Origin of the sequence: Nonomuraea sp. NPDC049714 (assembly GCF_044465295.1) — a bacterium.
Taxonomy (GTDB): Bacteria; Actinomycetota; Actinomycetes; order Streptosporangiales; family Streptosporangiaceae; genus Nonomuraea.
Genome location: NZ_JBITLM010000004.1, coordinates 655,374 through 673,354 on the forward strand (window position 1 = coordinate 655,374; position 17,981 = coordinate 673,354).

The window sequence follows — 17,981 nt, forward strand, 5'->3', positions numbered from 1 at the left end:
CTGAACGCCGTGAGCACGCCACCGCCTCAGCCACCGCAGCAACCTCGTCAGACGGGGCTGATCGTCGGGCTGGCGTTCGTGGGGGTCTTCGGGTACATCGTCGTCAATGTGGTGGTGGGGTTCGCGGCCCTGGCCACGGAGTCCAGCGTGGGCGTCGGCGTCGGGGCGGCGTTCCTCGCCGTCTTCGCCATCGGGCTTGGGCTGACGCTGGTGTTCATGCGTAAGCCCTGGTCGCGGGGGTTGGGGATGGGGCTGATGATCGGCTGGGCGCTGGTGTCCATCGCGTCGGCCGGCTTCTGCACGGGGCTCAATCCCGGGCTGTATGCCTAGGTGGTGGCGTTGATCGGGCGGCGATCCACGCCCTCTACCCTGTTCGGGATCGGAGGGGAGATCACGTGAGCACACCGCCACCAGAGGAGCCGGACGACAACGGCCAGACCTGGACCCCGCCTCACCAGGCACCGCAGGGGCCGCCGCCTCCGCAAGGGCCGCCCGTACAAGGGCCACCACCGCCGTATGGAGCGAACCCACAGGACCCACAGGACCCACAGGACCCGCAGGACCCGCAGGACCCGCAGGACCCGCAAGGTCAGCAGGGGCCGCCCGGGTCGCAAGCAGGGCATGGACAAGGGCAAGGGCCGCAGGGGTGGTCAGGGCAGCAGGGCCCACCGCAAGGACCGTTCGCGCAAGGTCCTGCCTGGCATGGGGCGCCCGGTCAAGGGCCGCCGCCCTACGGGCCTCCCCCGTACGGGCCGGGGCCACAAGGGGGGCCGCAGTGGATGCCGCCGCCTCCGCCCCCGCCCGCCGACAACTCCACAGGCGTCACCGTCGCGATGGTCTTCGCCGGTGTCGGCGTCTACAGCGCCGTGAACACCGTGCTCGGGTTCTTCATCTTCTTCGCCGCCCTGAGCCAGTCCAACTCGAGCGGCACCGGTGGCGCCACCGCCTTTCTCGTCGTCGGAGCCGTGGTCCTGGTGCTCGTCGGCCTGGTCGCCGGTGTCGGGCTGCTGTTCGTCCGTAAACCGTGGGCCACCGGAATGGGCCTCGGGCTCATGATCGGCTGGGCGCTGTGGTCGATCACCACAGCCGGCTTCTGTACGGGCATCAATCCGGGCCTGTACGGCTGACCATGCTGCCTCTTCACGAGATCTTCGTCGGCCTGGGAGTGCTGGTGGCCTCCGTGGTCTTCGTCCGCGAGGCCCGCAGTCGGGGTGCGCTGAACGAGCAGTCGCTGGTCGCCGTCACGGGAGCGCTGGTCGGCGGTGCGATCGGCATGCGACTGGCGGGCTGGCTGGAGACGCTGAGCCTCGCGGACCTGTGGATGTACGGCTCACGCAGCATCCTCGGCGGCCTGACCGGCGCGTACGTCGGTGTCCTGATCGCCAAGCGGATCATCGGCTACCGGGAGCGCACCGGCGACCTGTTCGCTCCGGCGGTGGCGCTCGGCATGGCGGTGGGCCGGATCGGCTGTCATCTGACCGAAGCGCCTGGACGGCCCACGGACCTGCCATGGGGCGTGCACGCGCCCGCGTCGACGCCGGAGTGTCCCGGCTGTCTGGCCGGGCAGGCGATGCACCCGTCGTTCATCTACGAGATCGTCTTCCATCTCGCGGCGTTCGCCGCCCTGATCTGGGCGCGTAAGCGGCTTACCGAGCCGGGTGAGTTGTTCACGCTCTATCTGGCGGGATATGCCACCTTCCGGTTCCTCGTGGAGTTCACCCGGGCGAACGAGATTCTGTGGCTGGAGCTCACCGGACCGCAGTGCTTTCTCGTTCCGGGCCTGCTGCTGCTGGGGTTGCGGGTGGCGTACGGCTGGCGGCGCGGCCACTACGATCCACTTTTCCGGCGAAAGGTCATGACATGAGCTCAGGAATGGGACTGCGGGGTGACCGCATTCTCAGATACGTCAACGCGTTCTGCCCCCACTGCCATGGCCAGGACCTGGACCAGGTGGAGCGGCTGAGCGGCTATCTGGCGGCCAGGGACGGCAAGGTGTGGCTGGAGCGCGGGTGCCGGAAGCACGGGCTGGTGCGCACGCTCTACGACGAGGATCCGGAGATTCTCGCGTACCTCGAAGAATGGACCGCTCCCACCAAGGAGCACCTGCCGGATATCTCGGGGAATTTCGCGCCGGTTCCGGCCGCCTATCTGGACGGGCTGCCCGAGATGCAGACCCAGCACACCTGCATTCTCCTGGAGGACATCGCCGAGGCGTGCAACCTGCGCTGCCCCACCTGCTTCGCCGGCAGCTCGCCCGACCTGAGCGGAGTCGTCCCGGTCCGTGAGGTGCTCGCCAACATCGACCAGCGGCTCGCCAGGGAGAACGGCCGGCTCGACGTGCTGATGCTGAGCGGCGGCGAGCCGACCCTGCATCCCGAGCTGAAGACGCTCCTGGCCGAGCTGCACGAGCGTCCCATCACCCGCATCCTGATCAACACCAACGGCGTCCTGATCGCCAGGGACGACTCCCTGCTCGACCTGCTCACCGAGCACCGCGAGCGGGTCGAGGTCTACCTGCAGTACGACGGCTCCTCGGCCGAGTCCTCCCGACACCACCGGGGCGGTGACCTGCGCAAACTCAAGGCGCAGGCCGTACAACGGCTGTCGGAGCGGGAGATCTTCACCACGCTGGTGATGACCGCCGCGCTGGGCGTGAACGACGACGAGATCGGTGACGTCGTACGGCTCGCACTCGACACGCCGTTCGTCGGCGGGGTGTCGTTGCAGCCGCAGTTCGGCTCGGGCAGGTCCGGCGCGATCGACCCGATGGACCGGCTCACGCACACCGGCGTGCTCAAGCGGCTCGGCCCGCAGACCGGCGGCCTGGTGACCTGGCGCGACCTGACGGCGTTGCCGTGCTCGCACCCCCACTGCTGCTCGGTCGGCTACCTCATCCGCGACGACTCCCGGCAGTGGCGCTCGCTGGTCGCGCTGATCGGCCACGACCGGCTCAAGGAGAACCTGGGCCTGGTCTCCAACCGGATCGCCGACACCGAGATCCCCCGCGAGCTGCGGCTGGCCGTACAGGAGTCGCTGCTCGGACTGCTGTCGGAGCAGTCGTCGCTGTCGCACCCGCAGATGGGCGACCTGTGGCGCAACATCTGCGAGAACTGCGACCTCGGCGTGTCCACGCTGCTCACGCTGGCCTCGTCGGCGCTGCCCGGCAGGCGTAAGAAGCTGCGCAGGATGCTGGGCGAGCGGGTGGTGCGGATCACGGTCAAGCCGTTCATGGACATCTCGACGATGATCGAGGAGCGGCTCACGCAGTGCTGCGTGCACGTCGGCACGCGGGCCGCCCAGGATCAGTGCGCGCCGTTCTGCGCGGTGCAGGCGTGGCCGCAACTGTCGGCCCAGCGGCTGTCCGCGGTGGCGTCCGAGCCGAGGGTACGGCTTCCGCTGGAGGTGATCACGTGACCACCGAGCAGAAGGCGGAGCCGTACGATCCGCTCCGGTTGTGTGTGTACGCGACGATCGCGCTGCTGGCTTGGCTGCTGGGGCCGTGGGCGTTGCTGGGGTTCGCGGGGCTGGGGTTCGCCGGGTACTGGAAGGCGCGGCGAGCCGGGTTGACCCGGAGCAAGTGCGTGCTGCGGGACACCCGGCTCGTACTGGGCTATCTGGGGCTGCTCGCGCTGGTGGCGGCGGCCGCGATCGTCAACTCCCTGATCTGATGGCCAGCGTGTTCAGCACCGTGAACTCCTTACCGCCGCCGCTCTCCTTGGTCTCGCAGGACGTAGCCCCCGTGGGGGAGGTTGTCCGGCATACCCGACGCTGCTTCTTGTCCTCGTCCCAGTACATGATCGTGGTGGGCGAGGAGGAGGTGCCGAAGCCGTAGCTGCTGCCCTCCGGCGAACGCCTGTGGGCACCGCCGAACAGGCCGGTCGTGGGGTCGTACACGGTCTTGACCGGGATGTACTGCTTAGCCGGGTCACCGCCGGGGGGCGAGAGGAGCGGGAACCGACCGCCGAGGACTTCGCGGTAGGGACCAAGGCCGTCGGGGAGCGGTTCGCGGCCGGACCCGTCGATCCGCTGCCTGACGGTGCGGTCGCGTTGCACGCCGAAGCACCATTCGATGGCGCAGGTCAGGTTCGTGACGCCGGGCGGTGCCTTGATGGCCGTCGACTGGCCGGTCTCCAGGTTGACGACGCGGTTCTGGTTCTTCTCCCCCCGCCCGCCGGGCGCGTAGCCGGCCGCCAGGGGCCAGGAGGTCAGGTGGAGGTCGTCGGCGATCTTCTCGGGAGCGCCGCCGGTCAGTGGGATGCGGTAGACGCCGCCCTGGTCCACGGACCAGACGAGGTGATCGTCGGTGACGCCGATCCGCTCCACTCGGGACAGGTCGCCGGTGACCTCGCCTACCTGCCGTGCCTTGCCGCCCTCTCTTGGCATGATCCAGAAATCTGCCCATTTATCACTGTTGTTCGGCGTTTCGCCGTACCAGGCGTAGTACTTCTCCCCCACTTCGACGGCCTGGGAGTAGTAGCCCTTCACCCCTTCGGGCGCGGGCATCTCGCCCACCACCCGCGCCGTCCCGGCCGAGGTGTCGTACACCTCCAGGCGTCCGGCCTTCTCGAAGGACGACTCGGCGGTCACCAGCACCTCGGTCGGGCTGATGCCGGTCACCGGGCGATATTTCCAGCCATCGGCGGCCTTGGCAGGCATCTTGACGACGGCCCCGGGCCACACCTCGCCAGCGGGCTTCACCTGCGGAAACACCTCCTTCACCCTAGGCTCGTCCACCGTGACGGCCGGCTGCACCTGCCCGCCCCCGCCCGACAGGACGGTCGCCGTGCCTCCCGCCACGATCACCACCGCGGCGGCGGCCAGCGCCACCTGCGCCCGCTGCCGGAACCGCCGGGCGCGGCGGCGCGCGGCGACCGCGTGCGCCAGCGAGCCGGCCGCCGGCGAGCCGGGCGCAGCCGGCGGCCGCGCCGCCTGGTCGGCGGCGGCGCGCAGGGTCCTGACCAGGTCTTCTTCGCTTCTCATCGCGCCTCCTGCAGCACTCGCTTGATCCGGAGCTTGTCCAGGGCACGGGCGGCCTGACTGCGTACGGTTCCGCGCGAGACGCCGAGAATCCGGGCGATCTCCGCATCGGGAAGGTCCTCGTAGTAGCGCAGCACGAGCACGGCCCGCATCCTGCGCGGCAGTTCCTGGAGCTCGGCCCAGAGGTCGGCGTCGCCGTAGTCGTCGAACCGGCCGCTCTCGGGCACGGCGGCCACCAGGTCCTCCCGGCGCCGCCGTCGCCACGCGTTGATGTGCAGCCTGACCATGATGGTGCGCACGTAGCCCTCGGGGCTGTCCTTCTTGCGTACGCGGGGCCAGGCGTCTCCGAGGCGGGCCAGCGCCTCCTGGACGAGATCGGCCGCATCCTCGGAGTTACCCGTCAGCACGTAGCCGTACCGAAGAAGCGCGTCACCCCGGGTCCGGATGAACTCGTCGAACTCAGTTGGGTCCACGAACCCAGGGACCGTCGAGGACACGCCTGTGTTGCACGAGAAGCGAAAAAGAAGTTATTGGGCGGGAACGTACAGGCTGAGCGTCTCGGCGACGCAGGCGGGACGCCGCTCGCCCTCGATCTCGATCGTCATCTTCAGGTTGGACAGGTAGCCGGCGGGGGTGCCCTTGACGTCGGACAACTCCGCGCTGGCCCTGACGCGCACGCCGACCGGCACCGGCCGGGGGAAGCGGACCTTGTTCAGGCCGAAGTTGACGCCCATCGCGATGCCCTCGACCCTGATGAGCTCGAACATGAACGCCGGAAGCAGCGACAGGCTCAGATAGCCGTGCGCGATCGTGCCACCGAACGGCCCCTCCTTGGCGCGCTCCACGTCGACGTGGATCCACTGGTGGTCGTCGGTGGCGTCGGCGAAGAGGTTGACCTGCTCCTGGGTGATCGTGCGCCACTCGGTCGGGCCGAACTTCTCGCCGACGCTCGCCTTGAGTTCTTGTACGTTCGCGAAGGTCCGCATGAGGTCGAACGTTATTGCGCGGGCGGCACGGCTGCCAAGTTCAGCACCCGGAGTTTGTCCGGCTTGTCCCCCTTGCTGGCCCCCCAGTAGAGGATCGTGCTGGGTTCGGAGGACGTCCCAGCGCCGTACCAGTTGCCGGGATTGTCGATGGTCGCCAACTGCCCGGTCCACATGTCGTACACGCTGCTGCCCATCCACAGGAAGCGGTCGAGGATGGGATACGGCCGCAGGGCTCCTCCATGGGAGATCTTTCGTGATTCCAGGCGGTCCGTCCCGTCGATGCGCTGCACGACCCCGCCGTTCGTGCTGCGGCCGAAACACCAGAACGGAGCGCACCGCAGATCCGTCACCCCTTCCTGGGCGGCCACTTCGGAGACGTAGCCGTTCGTCAGGTCCACGACCTTGGTCTGGACGCGTTTCTGGTCACCCGGGCCGGTCCCCGCGTCGCCCGCCCACGGCCATCTGATCAGGTGCAGTCCGTCGCCGCCCGGCAACCGGCTCGGGGTTCCTCCCGCCAGGGGCACCTCCCAGACGCCACCCTGCACCAGTGACCAGACGACCCTGTCGCCGTTGACCGCGATCGCGTCGATGGACGCGTCGGGGCCGGTGCGGGTGGTGACGAGCCTGGCCTGCCCGCCTGCCAGCGGCGCCGTCCAGATGTCGCGCGCCGGCGTCCCGTCCGCCTGCCGGCCGAAGGAGAACCAGACCATGTTCCGTCCGTCGACGGTCGCGGTCTGCGTGATGTACCCCCTCAGGTCCGGATTTTTCGGCGCTTCCGTTACTACTCTGGCTTTGCCGGAACTGCTGTCGTAAATCTCGAATCGCCCTGCTCGTTCGAACGACGACTCCGCGCTGAGCAGCACCTCGGTGGCGCTGAGCGCGGTGATCGGCCGGTAGCGCCAGCCGTCGGCGTTCTTCGCCGGCATCGTGAACAGCGCGTCGGGCCAGATGTCGGCGGCACGGACCGTCGGCACCTCCACCTGTGGCGGGGTCGACGTGGCGGCGGCGGACGGCGACGCGACGCTCGCGGACGTGGTCACGGCGGGTTGCACGGGAGCGACCTGTCCACCCCTGAGAACGACCGCCATGCTCGTGCTCGCCACCGTGATCACCGCCGCCGCGGCGAGAAGTTGGGTACGTCTCCTGCCGCGCCGCCGCTTGAGCCGTTCCACACCCGCGATCAGATCGGGCATCGGCGCGTCGTCCGCCCCTTCACGCAGCGCGGCGACCAGGTCGGCCTCGGTCCTCATGCCCGTCCCCTTTCGAGCATCTCAGGTCTGACCCGCAACGTTTGGAGCGCGCGGAAGGCCTGGCTTCGCACCGTTCCGCAAGAAATGCCGAGGATGTCGGCGATCTCCTGGTCCGGCAGGTCTTCGAAGTAGCGCAGCACCAGCACGGTGCGCTGTTTCCTCGGCAGCGTGGCCAGCTCTCTCCAGAGCTCGCCGGTCGCGTGGCGGTCGGTGTAGGAGCCCTCGGGCACGTCGTCCGTCAGGTGCTCCCGGCGCCTCCTGCGCCACCAGCTGATGTGCTGGCGAGCCATGATCGTGCGTACGTACGCCTCGGGATTGTCCTTGTTCCGCACCCGCCTCCAGGTGTCGCTCAGCTTGAGCAACGCCTCCTGCACCAGGTCGGCGGCGTCATCGGGGTTGCCGGAGAGCACGTAGCCGTACCTGAGCAGGGCAGGCCCCCTGGCGCGGACGAAATCCTCGAACTCCACACCACCCAGACGCTTGAACGGGGCTTCGCGTTGCAAACTTCTTTACTCGAAAACATCGCGCAGGTGTTCGAGTGGGCGCTACAGTCTTAGGTACTCGAATCGAACAAGGGTTCGGCCAGGTGAGAGGGGGTGTGTCCGATGACGGTGCTCGCGCTCGCCCCTGCCCGGACACGCCGTAGCACTTTCTTCCCAAATCTAAGACGGCCGCTATATCCGGCAATAGAGTCCGAGAGCGTGGACCCTGTGCGCAACCCCTATGCCCCCGGAGCCGGTCAGCGTCCGCCGGAGCTCGCCGGGCGCGACCGCGAGCTGCAGCAGTTCGAGGTCGTGCTGGAGCGGGTGGCCCGCGGCCGTCCCGAGCGGAGCATGGTCGTCACCGGCCTGCGCGGCGTCGGCAAGACCGTCCTGCTCAACACCTTCAAGTCCATGGCGATCCAGCGGCTGTGGGGCACGGGCAAGATCGAGGCCCGGCCCGATCAGTCGATCCGCCGTCCCGTCGCCGCCGCCCTGCACATGGCGATCCGCGAGCTGGCCCCCCGGCATCGCGCGCCGGAGCGCATCGAGGAGTTCCTCGGCGTGCTCAAGGCGTTCGCCATGCGCGATCCGGCCGCGGCCAAGGGCACCTCACACTGGTCCCCCGGGATCGAGGTGCCCGCCAGCCGGGGCCGGGCCGACTCCGGCGACCTGGAGATCGACCTCACCGAGCTGTTCGTCGACGCCTCGGGCGTGGCGACCGATCTCGGCGTCGGCATCGCCCTGTTCATCGACGAGATGCAGGACGTGCAGGCCGCCGACGTCTCCGCGCTCTGCGCCGCCTGCCACGAGCTGTCGCAGTCGGGCGGCCCGCTGATCGTGGTCGGGGCCGGGCTGCCGCACCTGCCGAGCGTGCTGTCGGCCAGCAAGAGCTATTCCGAGCGGCTCTTCCGCTACGCGCGCATCGACAAGCTCGACCGCGAGGCGGCCGATCTGGCGCTGATCCTGCCGGCGCGCGAGGAGGAGGTCGAGTTCACCCAGGAGGCGCTCGACGCCCTTTACGACGCCGCCGACGGCTATCCCTACTTCGTCCAGGCCTATGGCAAGGTCGCCTGGGATCTGGCGCCGCGCACCCCGATCACCCTCGACGACGTCAAGGTGTCGGCCCCCGAGGCGGAGGAGGAGCTCGCCGTGGGCTTCTTCGGCAGCCGCTACGAGCGCGCCACCCCCGCCGAGCGCGACTACATGCACGCCATGGCGGAGATCGGCGACGAGCCGGTCCCCACCGCCGAGGTGGCCGAGGCCCTGGGGCGCAAGCCGTCCAGCCTGTCCCCCGCCCGCGACAGCCTCATCAAGAAGGGGCTGATCTACAGTGCCGAGCGCGGCCTGATCGCGTTCACCGTGCCGCACTTCGGGAGGTTCCTGCGTGCCCAGCCCGTCTGAGCGGCACCCCTAGACCTCTATTGGGCTGTCTAGTGGGGAAGCTAGATAGCCCAATAGAGCTATATCGTCATGCCCGTCGAGGGAAATCTAGCCCTGTCTAGCGTCACACCGATAGGGGTTTATACACCGGCAGAGGCTTGCTGTCCTCCGAGCCGACCACCGCGACCCGCACCGTCGGCCGACGCCCGGCCAGCGAGACGGCGAAGACCACATCGTGCTCGTCGTGGTTGCGGAAGGCGAAGAAGCGCCAGCACAGCTCGCGCCAGCTGTCGTACGGCTCGGCCGTGGTCAGGTGCGACTCGTGGGCCTGCCAGGCTTCGCTCGACCTGAGCCGCGTCAGCGTGACGTTCTCGGCGGGGCCGCGGCTCCGCTCGCAGGGGGCTCGATAGCGGGCGCGTTCGGCCAGTGTCCCGATCTCCGGCGACAGCAGCGCGAGCACGGCCACCCCGACGAGCACGTACTCCCAGGACGGGTGCGCGAAGGCCAGCCAGCCCGGCCCCTCGGCCCACACCGACATCCCCGCCATACCGGTCAGCGCGACGGTCCGCCCTATCGACCGCCGCCCGACCGGCGCCGAGCTGACCTCGCCGAAGCACCCACAGCCGGCATCGGGCCGCCGCCTGCGCAGTTCGAGGAGTACGTACGTGGACATGGCGAAGAACCCGACCGTGGCCCACCTGAAGATCGGGTAGGCGGTGACCAGCAGCCCGGCGGCGAGCACCACCTCGACCACCGCGCAGCACAGCAGTGCCGCCGACCGGAAGCGATCGGGCACCAGGATCGCCGGGCCCAACTGGGCCAGCGCCCCGGCCTCCGCGCCTGACCGTACGACACTGATCTTGGCCACCGTCCCCAGGCACAGCAGGACGATCAGGACCGGCAGTTGCGATGCCAGCATGTGCGTCACCCCCATCCGATCTGCGCGTTGAAACATCCGTCGATCAGCTCGCCGCCCAGCTCCACGAAGGAGGCGGGGGCGAGCTCCGCGATCCGGCCGCGCGGCGAGGTGCCGCACTCCACGCACCGGTCGCAGAAGCGGCCCGCCACACAGCCGCACGCCACGATCGACATGCTCGCCGACCGGCTCGCGCACACATTCCGTACGTGCATCAGCGACCCGATGGCAAGGTACGGCAGGCCCGCGCACGACATGCCGGCATCCGGGCAGGCGGCGTCGGAGGGCTCCACCATCGGGTAGGCGGCGCCCCGCTCTTCGGCGTCGAAGATGTCGGACCAGGTGATGGTGCCGGAGATGTGTGATTGTGCCCCGGTGTAGGGGGGTGGGGGCGCGGGATGGGCCGGCTGTGAGGTGGCGGGAAGCAGTGCCAGGGACGCGCCGTCCTTCCGGACGCCGATCGCGTCGAAGAGGTAACCCGGCTCGAACTGCGGATGGCGCACCCGCAGGCGGCCGCTGGCGCGGTAGGGGATGACGGCCGTCCGCCGGCCGCGATGCGGGCCGCAGTCGAGCTGGACCGTGATGTCCTTGCGGCCCTCGATCGACTCGATGGTCCCGGTCAGCCGGATGGTGTCGGCCCAGATCCGCTCCACCACCCGGCCGTCGCGCAGGGCGCGCATCGTCACCCTGGCCCCCACGGGGAGGTCGCCCGGCGGGGTGTCGCCGCCGTGCCAGGCGGTCGCCCACGGCGCGATGATCAACCGCTCTTCGCCGCCCTCGGCGGTCTCGACAACGATCAAATGGGGGCTGATGTCACGGATCTCACCCGTGACCGCGTGCAGCGGCTCGCCGTCCTCGAGCCCCGAATCCGGGGCGCCCGTCTCCCGGCCCAGCACCGCCGCCGCGAGCACCCGGCGGCGCTCAATGCTCGGATGAATCATCGGCCCCTCCCTCGTCCCGGGTACTAGGGTCACACGACTCCGCGAGGGCTCGCGCCGTACGACGCAGAAGAGAGCAAAATACGCATCCCCCAGGGAAGGAGATGACATCCGGCGTCGTACAAACCGCCACCAACCTTGACCTACCTTTATCGTCGGCGGGCCGAATCCTGAATTGCGGTTCAGTCAGAACAGGGCATCAGGCTGCGATTCTGGCCACGATGCAGACCACCGGCTTCGACGAGGAGTTCCGCGCGTACGTCCAGGCGCGCGGGCCCGCACTGCTGCGTGCCGCCCATCAGCTCACCGGCCATCCGCTGGATGCGGAGGATCTGCTGCAGAACGCGCTTACCCGTACGTATCTGGCGTGGGACCGCATTCAGGACCGGGGCGCGCTCGACGGCTACGTGCGGCGGGCGATGGTCAACATCAACATCTCCCAGTGGCGCCGGCGCAAGCTGGAGGAGTATCCCTCCGACGAGCTGCCCGAGGTCGTCGGAGTGGTGGAAACCCCCTTCGACACGCGCTGCGACATGCAGGAACGGCTCGAACTGGCGCTGCAGCGGCTGCCCGAGCGGATGCGGGCCGCGATCGTGCTGCGGTACTACGAGGACATGACCGAGCCGGAGATCGCGCACACCCTGGGGATCAGCGTCGGCACGGTGAAGAGCACGGTGTCGCGGGCGATGGCCAAGCTCAGGTCCGAACTGGGGATTCCTCGTCGGCCGCCCCCGCCGTAGCGCAAGGTCGTACGACATCCCTGATCTTGCGCAGGGTGGTGAGGAACGACTCCAGCTCTGCCGAGTCGAGCATCCCGGTCAGGATCTCGTCTATGTCCGCGAGGTGTCGTGGCAGCACCTCCTGGAGCTTGTCACGCCCGGCGTCGGTGAGGGTGGCGTAGGAGGCCCGCCGGTCGGTGGCACAGGCCTGCCTGCGGACCAGACCGTCGCGTTCCAAGCGGTCGACGACACGCGTCACGCCACTGGTGGACAGGCCGGTCTGGGCCGCGAGATCGGTCATCCGGAGCCGCTGCTGTGGCGAGCGCCCGAGCCTGATCAACGTCTCGAAATCGATCTCTGACAGTCCGGCCGCGCCGAAAACGGGCTGCATCCGGGCCGTCATGCCTGCATGCACCTCCGCCAGCAAGCCCATGGCCGTCAGCCGGGGGTCGTCAATTTGCGTCACGTTCACACTGTAGCCGACGTTAGTTGACGCGCGGAATATTCCTCGTGTAGACATTCGTTGTAGCAACCGTCCGCACAGCAAGCTTCATCCTCGGAGGACCCCACTATGAGCACCACCACCTGGAACGGTCTGACCATCCCCGCCGCGGGCACGTACACGATCGACGTCGCCCACACCCGGGTCGGTTTCACGGTCAAGCACATGATGGTCAGCAAGGTGCGCGGCGACTTCACGGACTTCTCCGGCTCCGTCACGGTCGCCGAGAACCCGCTGGAGTCGACGGCCGAGCTCACCATCAAGACTGAGAGCATCAACACGCAGGCCCCCGACCGTGACGGCCACCTGCGCAGCGACGACTTCCTGTCTGCGGAGAAGTTCCCGGAGATCACCTTCAGGAACGGCCGCGTCACCGGCCAGTCGGGCGACGAGTTCACCGTCGTCGGCGACCTGACGATCCGCGAGACCACCAAGGAAGTGGAGCTCAAGGTCGAGCACGGCGGCGTCGGCACCAACCCGTGGGGCGGCGTCGTCTGGGGCTTCTCGATCACCACCGAGATCGACCGCGAGGACTTCGGCCTCACCTGGAACCAGGCCCTGGAGACCGGCGGCGTCCTGGTGGGCAAGAAGATCAAGATTGAGATCGAGGGCGAGGCGAACCCTGCCTAAGGTGGTTATCCACAGGCTCAAGCCCGCTCCCAGCAGGAGCGGGCTTTGTCCACAGCCGGTTATGCACAGGCTGTGGACAGATGTTGGCGCAGACGCGTCGGCGAACCGCTTTGCTGCCTCGCCAGAAGGCCGGTACGCTGTCCTGAGCCGCGTGGCTACCAGGAGGATTCGCCTAGTCAGGTCTATGGCGCCGCACTGCTAATGCGGTTTGGGTTCACGCCCATCCGGGGTTCAAATCCCCGATCCTCCGCAGGTTGAAGGCCCTCGCCCCGGATTCGGGGAGAGGGCCTTTCGATCTTTGAGGCAGTCATAGTTGCAGCGCTAGTTGCAACGGCTCGCGCTCGGAGCTGTCGGTGAACCTGTCCGCCGACGAGTTCATTGCCGCCGCCGCAGCTCATTGGCTCAGTTCGTCCAGCCAGCGTTGCGCGGTGGCGCGTACGTTGGGATCTGAATCGTGGAGCGCCTGGCGGCCTGTCTCGGCGCAGTGCCGGGCGTCGTGTTTCCACCACTGCAGGGACAAGATTGCAAGACGGCGAGTAGCAGAGTCGGGATCGTTGACGACGACCGCGGTGAGACAAGGGATGACCTGCCGACCTACAACGGCGCCGAGAGCGCGTTCACCGAGGACACAGACGGAATGGCGACGGACCACAGGGTGTGGCGAGCGCAGAGCGTCGATCGCGGTCCCGACTTCCTCGGCCCGGATCGTGCAATAGCTCGATCCCGGGTTCAGCCGCTCGGAAACGGCTTCACTCAGCTCTACGTGGTCCGTCAGGAACCTCTCCAGCGGGCTGTAGTCGAGGAGAGGTGGCGATGTCGCCTGATCACGAAATGACGAATACGGCGCTGACACTGCGGTGACCACTACCTCGCTGGGAAGGTCGGGGGCGACCAGTACGATGTCCAGCCGGTCCAGGCGCGACAGGGCAGCCGCGACCCAGTTCTGGTCTGCGCCAGTGGTGCGCCTCAGTGCGTGGGTAAGCGCCTCGATCACCTCGTCGGAGGCGTAGCCGATGTCAGCGAGCAGCTTCGCTGCCCTCCACCGGTCCGGGCCTTGGATCAACAGGTCGGTCAGAACCGGGAGTGCGACAGGGCCGAGGTCGCGCAGCCTCCTCTCTGCATTCTCCGGACCAATTAGCCCGCCGTCATCGCTGAGCGCTCGGGCGTAGTGGACGGCACGGTCCGCTGGTTCCTTGGCCTCCAGTTCGGCGGTCACGGCTGCCGCCTGGTCGTAGCCGGGAAATAGACGCTGCAGCTCGCGCTCGCCCAGGATGCGGCGCAGGAGCTGTTCCTCCTCATCGTCGTCGGTCAGTAGCACCACCACGAACTGCCGGTCGGTCGCACCAGCTGCGAGCAACTGTTTGCGGGCGCGTTTGCACACCCGAGTGAGGACCGTCAGGTACCTGGCGAAGGTCCGTTCCCAATGCCGTGTCGAGCTTCGACCGGCCTCGTCGGTCAGCGTCTGCTCCCACTGCCTCCAGCGGCCTTCCGGCAACCATTCAAACCACTGGGTGTCCCAATCAGGCACGCTCCAGAGCAGATCTTCATCCCCGGCCACCTCCTCCTCAGAGACGGCGCCCAGCATCGGCAGCCCGATCACACCATCGGTTTCGGCATAGATCTCGGCCAGCCCAGCCGCATACAGCCGGTCACCCGCGGAGGCGCGCTCAGCCAGCTTCACGACGACGCCTGCCACCAGTTCGTCCTCAAACGCCGCCCAATCCAAGCCCGCCACCATCCTCATGCTCTCGCCGCAGCCTGCAGATCAGGCATCCACAAACCGTAGACTGCTCGGTCGTGGATGCAAGGCCCGCGCGATCACGGCATGCTCATCCTCACTGTCATTCCCGGCGTCCTCGCCCAAGCCGGGCTATCTCGACCCGCAACCGCTCTGCACGTTCCCGCGCGGCGGCCTCGCGGCCCTCCCAGCGACCCAGCAGCGACCCCATCGCGACCTCCTGCCTCGACGGTAGGAACCCCGCACTCCAGTCGCAGGGATCAGCGAACTCCCAGGTCAAAGCCAAAGATCGCAGTACCTAGAGCAGAGCCACGCCCTTCGACCATTACGGGCTTGAACTCTTCCCTGAGCCGCTGACCGCTCGCCTGCGGATGATCGGGGAGCCAGGCGGGTCGGCGGCGGTGGATGTGACCGATCACCCACGCTGGTCGAGCCTGGTCGACAGGAAGCTCACCTGCGTCGATATCGTCTGGTCCCAAGCCCCTGAAGGTTGCCTCCGGACGCCGGACGCGATCAGGTTGTGCTCGCGGGAGAAGGCTGTGTGGATAGCCGCTGGGAGCCCGGCGGAATGGCCGCCGACCGAGGTCTACCACCTGGGTACCGACGATGTCATGGTGGTCTTCACCGCCGAGTTCGCGGCCAAGGTAGGCATTCCCTCCGTCGGCTGACCAGCGGGGCTGGCTGATCGCTGGCCCGGGAACACCATCCCAGGTGATCTTTTCCAGTCACATCACTGGGGATTGCCCCAGAGAGCGGAGGCGAGCCGCTTAAGCCGGGACCCTCTCTTCGGTGGTGGCCTCGGCTGTTTGCGCCGCGCCGACTCCAACGCGGCAGCGACGGTGCGGTACCCGACACCGTGCTTGCGCTGCAGAGCGCGCTTGGACAACCCCGCCTTGGCGTCGCGTCGGATCGCGGCGTACAGGTCGACGCGTGAGGTGGGTGCGCGAGCCATGATGCTCAGACCCAACTCAGTGGCAGATCAGTTCGTCCCTTGGCGGACGTCCGTCCCGTGCTCGGCGAACGCCTTGAAGTCCTCCATGTGCTGCTGCGACTGCTTGCGGAAAGAGCCAGGCATGACAAGCCCCACCAGCCGCACCAGCAATCCGTCGAACCGGAATTCGCTCTCGCTCTCCCACAGCGTGGTGTCCGGACCGGCTGCGATCAGCCGGTCGCGCTGGGCCTGCCACATGCCCTCGCCGACGATCTCGCGGTCGTAGTGCACGACGACAGAACTGGGGATGGCGTGCAGGTCTTCAGGTTCCAGGCGCGTGATGGTCTCGGTGGCCTCCATCCTCTGCTTCCCCATTTGAAACACGACTCGCGAGGTGGTGCCGAGCCGGCCGTGCGCTCCGTCCACCGGCTCGTGCAGTACCAGGCCCCGCAGCCACTTCGGCATGTGCGCCGGGTCCGCGAGCACCTGGAGCACCTTCTCCCGCGGCAGGGCGATCTCGATCGAGGTGGTGTACTTCATCAAGCGTTCCCTCCGGGGGCGTAGAACGCGGTGGTGGCCTTGACGGCGGCCGCCACGTGATCCGGATCGCCACCGGCGGCCAGGTGAGCTTCGCCCCATGCCGCAGCGCTGCGCCGCACGAACTCGCGCCCCGTGGGCGAGGTCTGGAACTCCTCGTGATCGAGGGTCTCGCCGTCTGCCAGGAACCGGGCCAGGGTGAGGAGATGCAGGTCCCAGCCCACACCGCCGGCACCGGGGCCGTAGGTCGGGAACATGGGCTCCCCGACGGCCGCTGCATGGACCAGTTCAAGCTCGGTGTCCCCGGAAGGGCCCGGGGACAGGCGCACCTCGACCTCGCTCGTGCCCGGCCACTCGTCGGCGTCCGGCCCGAAGAGCCAGGACACCCGCAGCAGACGCGGCGGCTCGCACCGGAGGATCTCCCCGTGCTCACCGCCGTCCAACTCGAACGACCCGCCGAGCCGCAGGTCTCCGGTGACCGACTTCAGCCAACGGCCCAGCCGCTCAGGGTCGGTGATGGCGTTCCACACGTCGTCGACCGGCGCGTCGTAGCGACGCCGCAACTCCATCGTGTACGCGTCGCCGGCGGGCAGGTTCGCTGTTCCCATCGTCCGGCGCGCAGCGGCCAGTTCGTCCAGCACGTCCTTCATGTCATGTTCCTTTCACTGGCGGATCGGCCTTGCCGACGTCGGTGCCGTGTCGGGCTGCTGGCCAGCCCGGGACCGGGATGCACGCCTGCCTCGGGCCAACTCAGTGCCCAGGGCATCGAGCCGTTGATCCCAGAACCCGCGAAACCGGTCCAACCACACGTCAACCTCGCTTAGCGACGTCGGGTCGACGGCATAGAACCGGCGAGCCCCCTCGGCCCGGACCGACGCGAACCCGTTCTCACGCAGAACGCGAAGATGCTGGGAAACAGCCGGCTGGGACAGTGCGAACTCAGCCCGGATCACGTCCGTGATCGCCCCAGAGGTCTGCTCACCCTCGGCGAGCAGCTCCAGAATGCGCCGGCGCACCGGGTCGCCGAGAATGTCGAACGCGTGCACGAACCAGAAGCATACCAGGTTGGACTTATATAAGCCAGGACTGGTACTTCCGCGTTACCCTCGGTGTCGACGCACATCGACACCCGGCACGCCCCCATCGATGCTGGTGTCGAACGAGACCGACATCCGGTGTCAGGTGAGACCGACGTAGCCAGCCGGGCGAGGAACGGTTTCAGCTCACCGTCTGCACCCCATCGGCCCTCGCCGATCAGCTGCAACAGCATCCCTTTCTCATCGGCCACCATTGGCTCTTCGTGCCCGAGCTGTATCCCGCCGAGGTGGCCAGGTGGCTGAGCAACCGGATAGCAGTGCTGGAGGCTCCGACATGGGCGAACGTATTGGTCCAGGTGGAACCGACCGGGACGGTCGAGATCCGAGCTGCTAATGCGGTTTGGTGGCAACACCCTCCGGGGTTCAAGTCCCCGATCCTCCGCAGGTGAAAGGCCCTCGCCCGTTCGTCGGGTCGAGGGCCTTTGTCGTTCCTGAGACGTCAGGGTTGCAGTTGCCCCTCAGGCAGAGCCCCACAGGGCCGCGTCCATGCGGTCGCTGGCGTCCCTCATCTGGAGAGCCGCCACGTGGGTGTAGCACTCCGGTGTCGTCAGTCCCCCACACTCTCAGCTCGATCATCGACAAATACGGTGACCGCACACCGTAGGACAGAGATCCGGGCACCTCAGGTGGCTGACCCGCGACCATCGCAATACCCAAGCTGACAGCGTGGGTTCGGCTGCTGCCGGCTGAAAGGCGACAGGGGGCCGGTAAAGCCACCAACAGCTCGTCGCCGTGCCCGATGGCAGGAAACCTGCGTGGCTGGGAGCCTCCGATGCCGTCATCCTCGCCAGGGGCAAGAGGCGTGTCGACGGCGCGTGAATACTGACCCCCAGGCGACGGCCGAAATCTGACCCCCTGCAGAGTTCAATCTGGAGGGTGATCAAGGTGGAGGACTGGG

General features: G+C 68.0%; 21 protein-coding genes, 1 tRNA gene and 1 pseudogene. 11 read left to right on the forward strand and 12 right to left on the reverse strand.

What is annotated here, in order from left to right; genetic code table 11:
* The first annotated feature begins 9 nt into the window (after positions 1-9).
* The 5 genes from ACIBQX_RS20755 to ACIBQX_RS20775 all read left to right on the forward strand — a co-directional run bounded on the left by ACIBQX_RS20755 (position 10) and on the right by ACIBQX_RS20775 (position 3,668).
* On the forward strand, positions 10-330 hold the full coding sequence (locus ACIBQX_RS20755; protein ID WP_397006740.1) for a hypothetical protein: 321 nt from the start codon (positions 10-12) through the stop codon (positions 328-330).
* Between the two features lie 449 nt (positions 331-779).
* The gene (locus ACIBQX_RS20760) at positions 780-1,127 is read left to right on the forward strand and encodes a hypothetical protein (protein ID WP_397006742.1); all 348 of its coding nucleotides are present in this window, start codon (positions 780-782) and stop codon (positions 1,125-1,127) included.
* Positions 1,128-1,129: 2 nt separating this feature from the next.
* Positions 1,130-1,864: a prolipoprotein diacylglyceryl transferase gene (locus ACIBQX_RS20765; protein WP_397006744.1), complete on the forward strand. Its 735-nt coding sequence runs from the start codon at positions 1,130-1,132 to the stop codon at positions 1,862-1,864.
* Positions 1,861-3,414 carry a radical SAM protein gene (locus tag ACIBQX_RS20770; RefSeq protein ID WP_397006746.1) on the forward strand — a complete coding sequence of 518 codons (1,554 nt, stop codon included), beginning with the start codon at positions 1,861-1,863 and terminating at the stop codon, positions 3,412-3,414. The genes ACIBQX_RS20765 and ACIBQX_RS20770 overlap by 4 nt, the downstream gene beginning before the upstream one ends.
* Entirely contained in the window at positions 3,411-3,668 is a 258-nt protein-coding gene (locus tag ACIBQX_RS20775) for a hypothetical protein (RefSeq protein ID WP_397006748.1), read from the forward strand. Before ACIBQX_RS20770 ends, ACIBQX_RS20775 begins: the two co-directional genes overlap by 4 nt.
* Here the strand turns inward: ACIBQX_RS20775 and ACIBQX_RS20780 are convergent.
* From ACIBQX_RS20780 to ACIBQX_RS20800, 5 genes are read right to left on the reverse strand one after another with little or no spacing between them, the layout of a single operon-like run.
* Positions 3,652-4,980 carry a hypothetical protein gene (locus tag ACIBQX_RS20780; RefSeq protein ID WP_397006750.1) on the reverse strand — a complete coding sequence of 443 codons (1,329 nt, stop codon included), beginning with the start codon at positions 4,978-4,980 and terminating at the stop codon, positions 3,652-3,654. The genes ACIBQX_RS20775 and ACIBQX_RS20780 overlap by 17 nt on opposite strands.
* Positions 4,977-5,450 (reverse strand): SigE family RNA polymerase sigma factor, encoded by a 474-nt coding sequence (locus ACIBQX_RS20785; protein ID WP_397006752.1) that lies wholly within the window; start codon positions 5,448-5,450, stop codon positions 4,977-4,979. Before ACIBQX_RS20785 ends, ACIBQX_RS20780 begins: the two co-directional genes overlap by 4 nt.
* Positions 5,451-5,504: 54 nt before the next feature.
* Entirely contained in the window at positions 5,505-5,963 is a 459-nt protein-coding gene (locus tag ACIBQX_RS20790; protein ID WP_397006754.1) for a MaoC family dehydratase, read from the reverse strand.
* A gap of 11 nt (positions 5,964-5,974) precedes the next feature.
* A complete protein-coding gene (locus ACIBQX_RS20795; RefSeq protein ID WP_397006756.1) occupies positions 5,975-7,213 on the reverse strand; it encodes a TolB family protein in 1,239 nt (412 codons plus the stop codon).
* On the reverse strand, positions 7,210-7,680 hold the full coding sequence (locus tag ACIBQX_RS20800; RefSeq protein WP_397006758.1) for a SigE family RNA polymerase sigma factor: 471 nt from the start codon (positions 7,678-7,680) through the stop codon (positions 7,210-7,212). Before ACIBQX_RS20800 ends, ACIBQX_RS20795 begins: the two co-directional genes overlap by 4 nt.
* A 234-nt stretch (positions 7,681-7,914) precedes the next feature.
* Between ACIBQX_RS20800 and ACIBQX_RS20805 the strand changes: the two genes are divergently transcribed.
* Positions 7,915-9,096, forward strand: coding sequence for an AAA family ATPase (locus tag ACIBQX_RS20805; RefSeq protein ID WP_397006760.1), 1,182 nt, complete (start codon positions 7,915-7,917; stop codon positions 9,094-9,096).
* 103 nt (positions 9,097-9,199) lie between these two features.
* On the opposite strand, the gene ACIBQX_RS20810 is transcribed toward ACIBQX_RS20805, so the two are convergent.
* Together ACIBQX_RS20810 and ACIBQX_RS20815 are read right to left on the reverse strand one after the other, a co-directional pair.
* Complete coding sequence (locus ACIBQX_RS20810) at positions 9,200-9,994, reverse strand: MauE/DoxX family redox-associated membrane protein (RefSeq protein WP_397006762.1); 795 nt, start codon at positions 9,992-9,994, stop codon at positions 9,200-9,202.
* Positions 9,995-9,999: 5 nt separating this feature from the next.
* Positions 10,000-10,932, reverse strand: coding sequence for a hypothetical protein (locus tag ACIBQX_RS20815; protein WP_397006764.1), 933 nt, complete (start codon positions 10,930-10,932; stop codon positions 10,000-10,002).
* A gap of 218 nt (positions 10,933-11,150) precedes the next feature.
* Between ACIBQX_RS20815 and ACIBQX_RS20820 the strand changes: the two genes are divergently transcribed.
* A complete protein-coding gene (locus ACIBQX_RS20820; RefSeq protein ID WP_397006766.1) occupies positions 11,151-11,669 on the forward strand; it encodes a SigE family RNA polymerase sigma factor in 519 nt (172 codons plus the stop codon).
* Here ACIBQX_RS20820 and ACIBQX_RS20825 read toward each other — a convergent pair.
* Positions 11,626-12,114, reverse strand: a complete 489-nt coding sequence (locus tag ACIBQX_RS20825; protein WP_397006768.1) for a MarR family winged helix-turn-helix transcriptional regulator — start codon at positions 12,112-12,114, stop codon at positions 11,626-11,628. The genes ACIBQX_RS20820 and ACIBQX_RS20825 overlap by 44 nt on opposite strands.
* Positions 12,115-12,219: 105 nt before the next feature.
* On the opposite strand from ACIBQX_RS20825, the gene ACIBQX_RS20830 reads away from it, so the two are divergent.
* Together ACIBQX_RS20830 and ACIBQX_RS20835 are read left to right on the forward strand one after the other, a co-directional pair.
* On the forward strand, positions 12,220-12,780 hold the full coding sequence (locus ACIBQX_RS20830) for a YceI family protein (protein WP_397006770.1): 561 nt from the start codon (positions 12,220-12,222) through the stop codon (positions 12,778-12,780).
* A 161-nt stretch (positions 12,781-12,941) separates the two neighbouring features.
* Positions 12,942-13,030: transfer RNA gene (locus ACIBQX_RS20835), tRNA-Ser, on the forward strand.
* Positions 13,031-13,174: 144 nt separating this feature from the next.
* On the opposite strand, the gene ACIBQX_RS20840 is transcribed toward ACIBQX_RS20835, so the two are convergent.
* Complete coding sequence (locus ACIBQX_RS20840; protein WP_397006772.1) at positions 13,175-14,524, reverse strand: DUF4303 domain-containing protein; 1,350 nt, start codon at positions 14,522-14,524, stop codon at positions 13,175-13,177.
* Positions 14,525-14,919: 395 nt separating this feature from the next.
* Here ACIBQX_RS20840 and ACIBQX_RS20845 point away from each other — a divergent pair, with 395 nt between their 5' ends.
* A complete protein-coding gene (locus ACIBQX_RS20845; protein ID WP_397006774.1) occupies positions 14,920-15,186 on the forward strand; it encodes a hypothetical protein in 267 nt (88 codons plus the stop codon).
* 311 nt (positions 15,187-15,497) lie between these two features.
* On the opposite strand, the gene ACIBQX_RS20850 is transcribed toward ACIBQX_RS20845, so the two are convergent.
* From ACIBQX_RS20850 to ACIBQX_RS20860, 3 genes are read right to left on the reverse strand one after another with little or no spacing between them, the layout of a single operon-like run.
* Positions 15,498-15,989 carry an SRPBCC family protein gene (locus ACIBQX_RS20850; RefSeq protein ID WP_397006776.1) on the reverse strand — a complete coding sequence of 164 codons (492 nt, stop codon included), beginning with the start codon at positions 15,987-15,989 and terminating at the stop codon, positions 15,498-15,500.
* Positions 15,989-16,636 carry an SRPBCC family protein gene (locus ACIBQX_RS20855; protein ID WP_397006778.1) on the reverse strand — a complete coding sequence of 216 codons (648 nt, stop codon included), beginning with the start codon at positions 16,634-16,636 and terminating at the stop codon, positions 15,989-15,991. The genes ACIBQX_RS20850 and ACIBQX_RS20855 overlap by 1 nt, the downstream gene beginning before the upstream one ends.
* Before the next feature lie 12 nt (positions 16,637-16,648).
* On the reverse strand, positions 16,649-17,032 hold the full coding sequence (locus tag ACIBQX_RS20860; protein ID WP_397006780.1) for an ArsR/SmtB family transcription factor: 384 nt from the start codon (positions 17,030-17,032) through the stop codon (positions 16,649-16,651).
* A gap of 161 nt (positions 17,033-17,193) precedes the next feature.
* Here ACIBQX_RS20860 and ACIBQX_RS20865 point away from each other — a divergent pair.
* Positions 17,194-17,472: pseudogene (locus ACIBQX_RS20865) on the forward strand (Imm8 family immunity protein); the annotation flags it as partial.
* Positions 17,473-17,981: the final 509 nt, after the last annotated feature.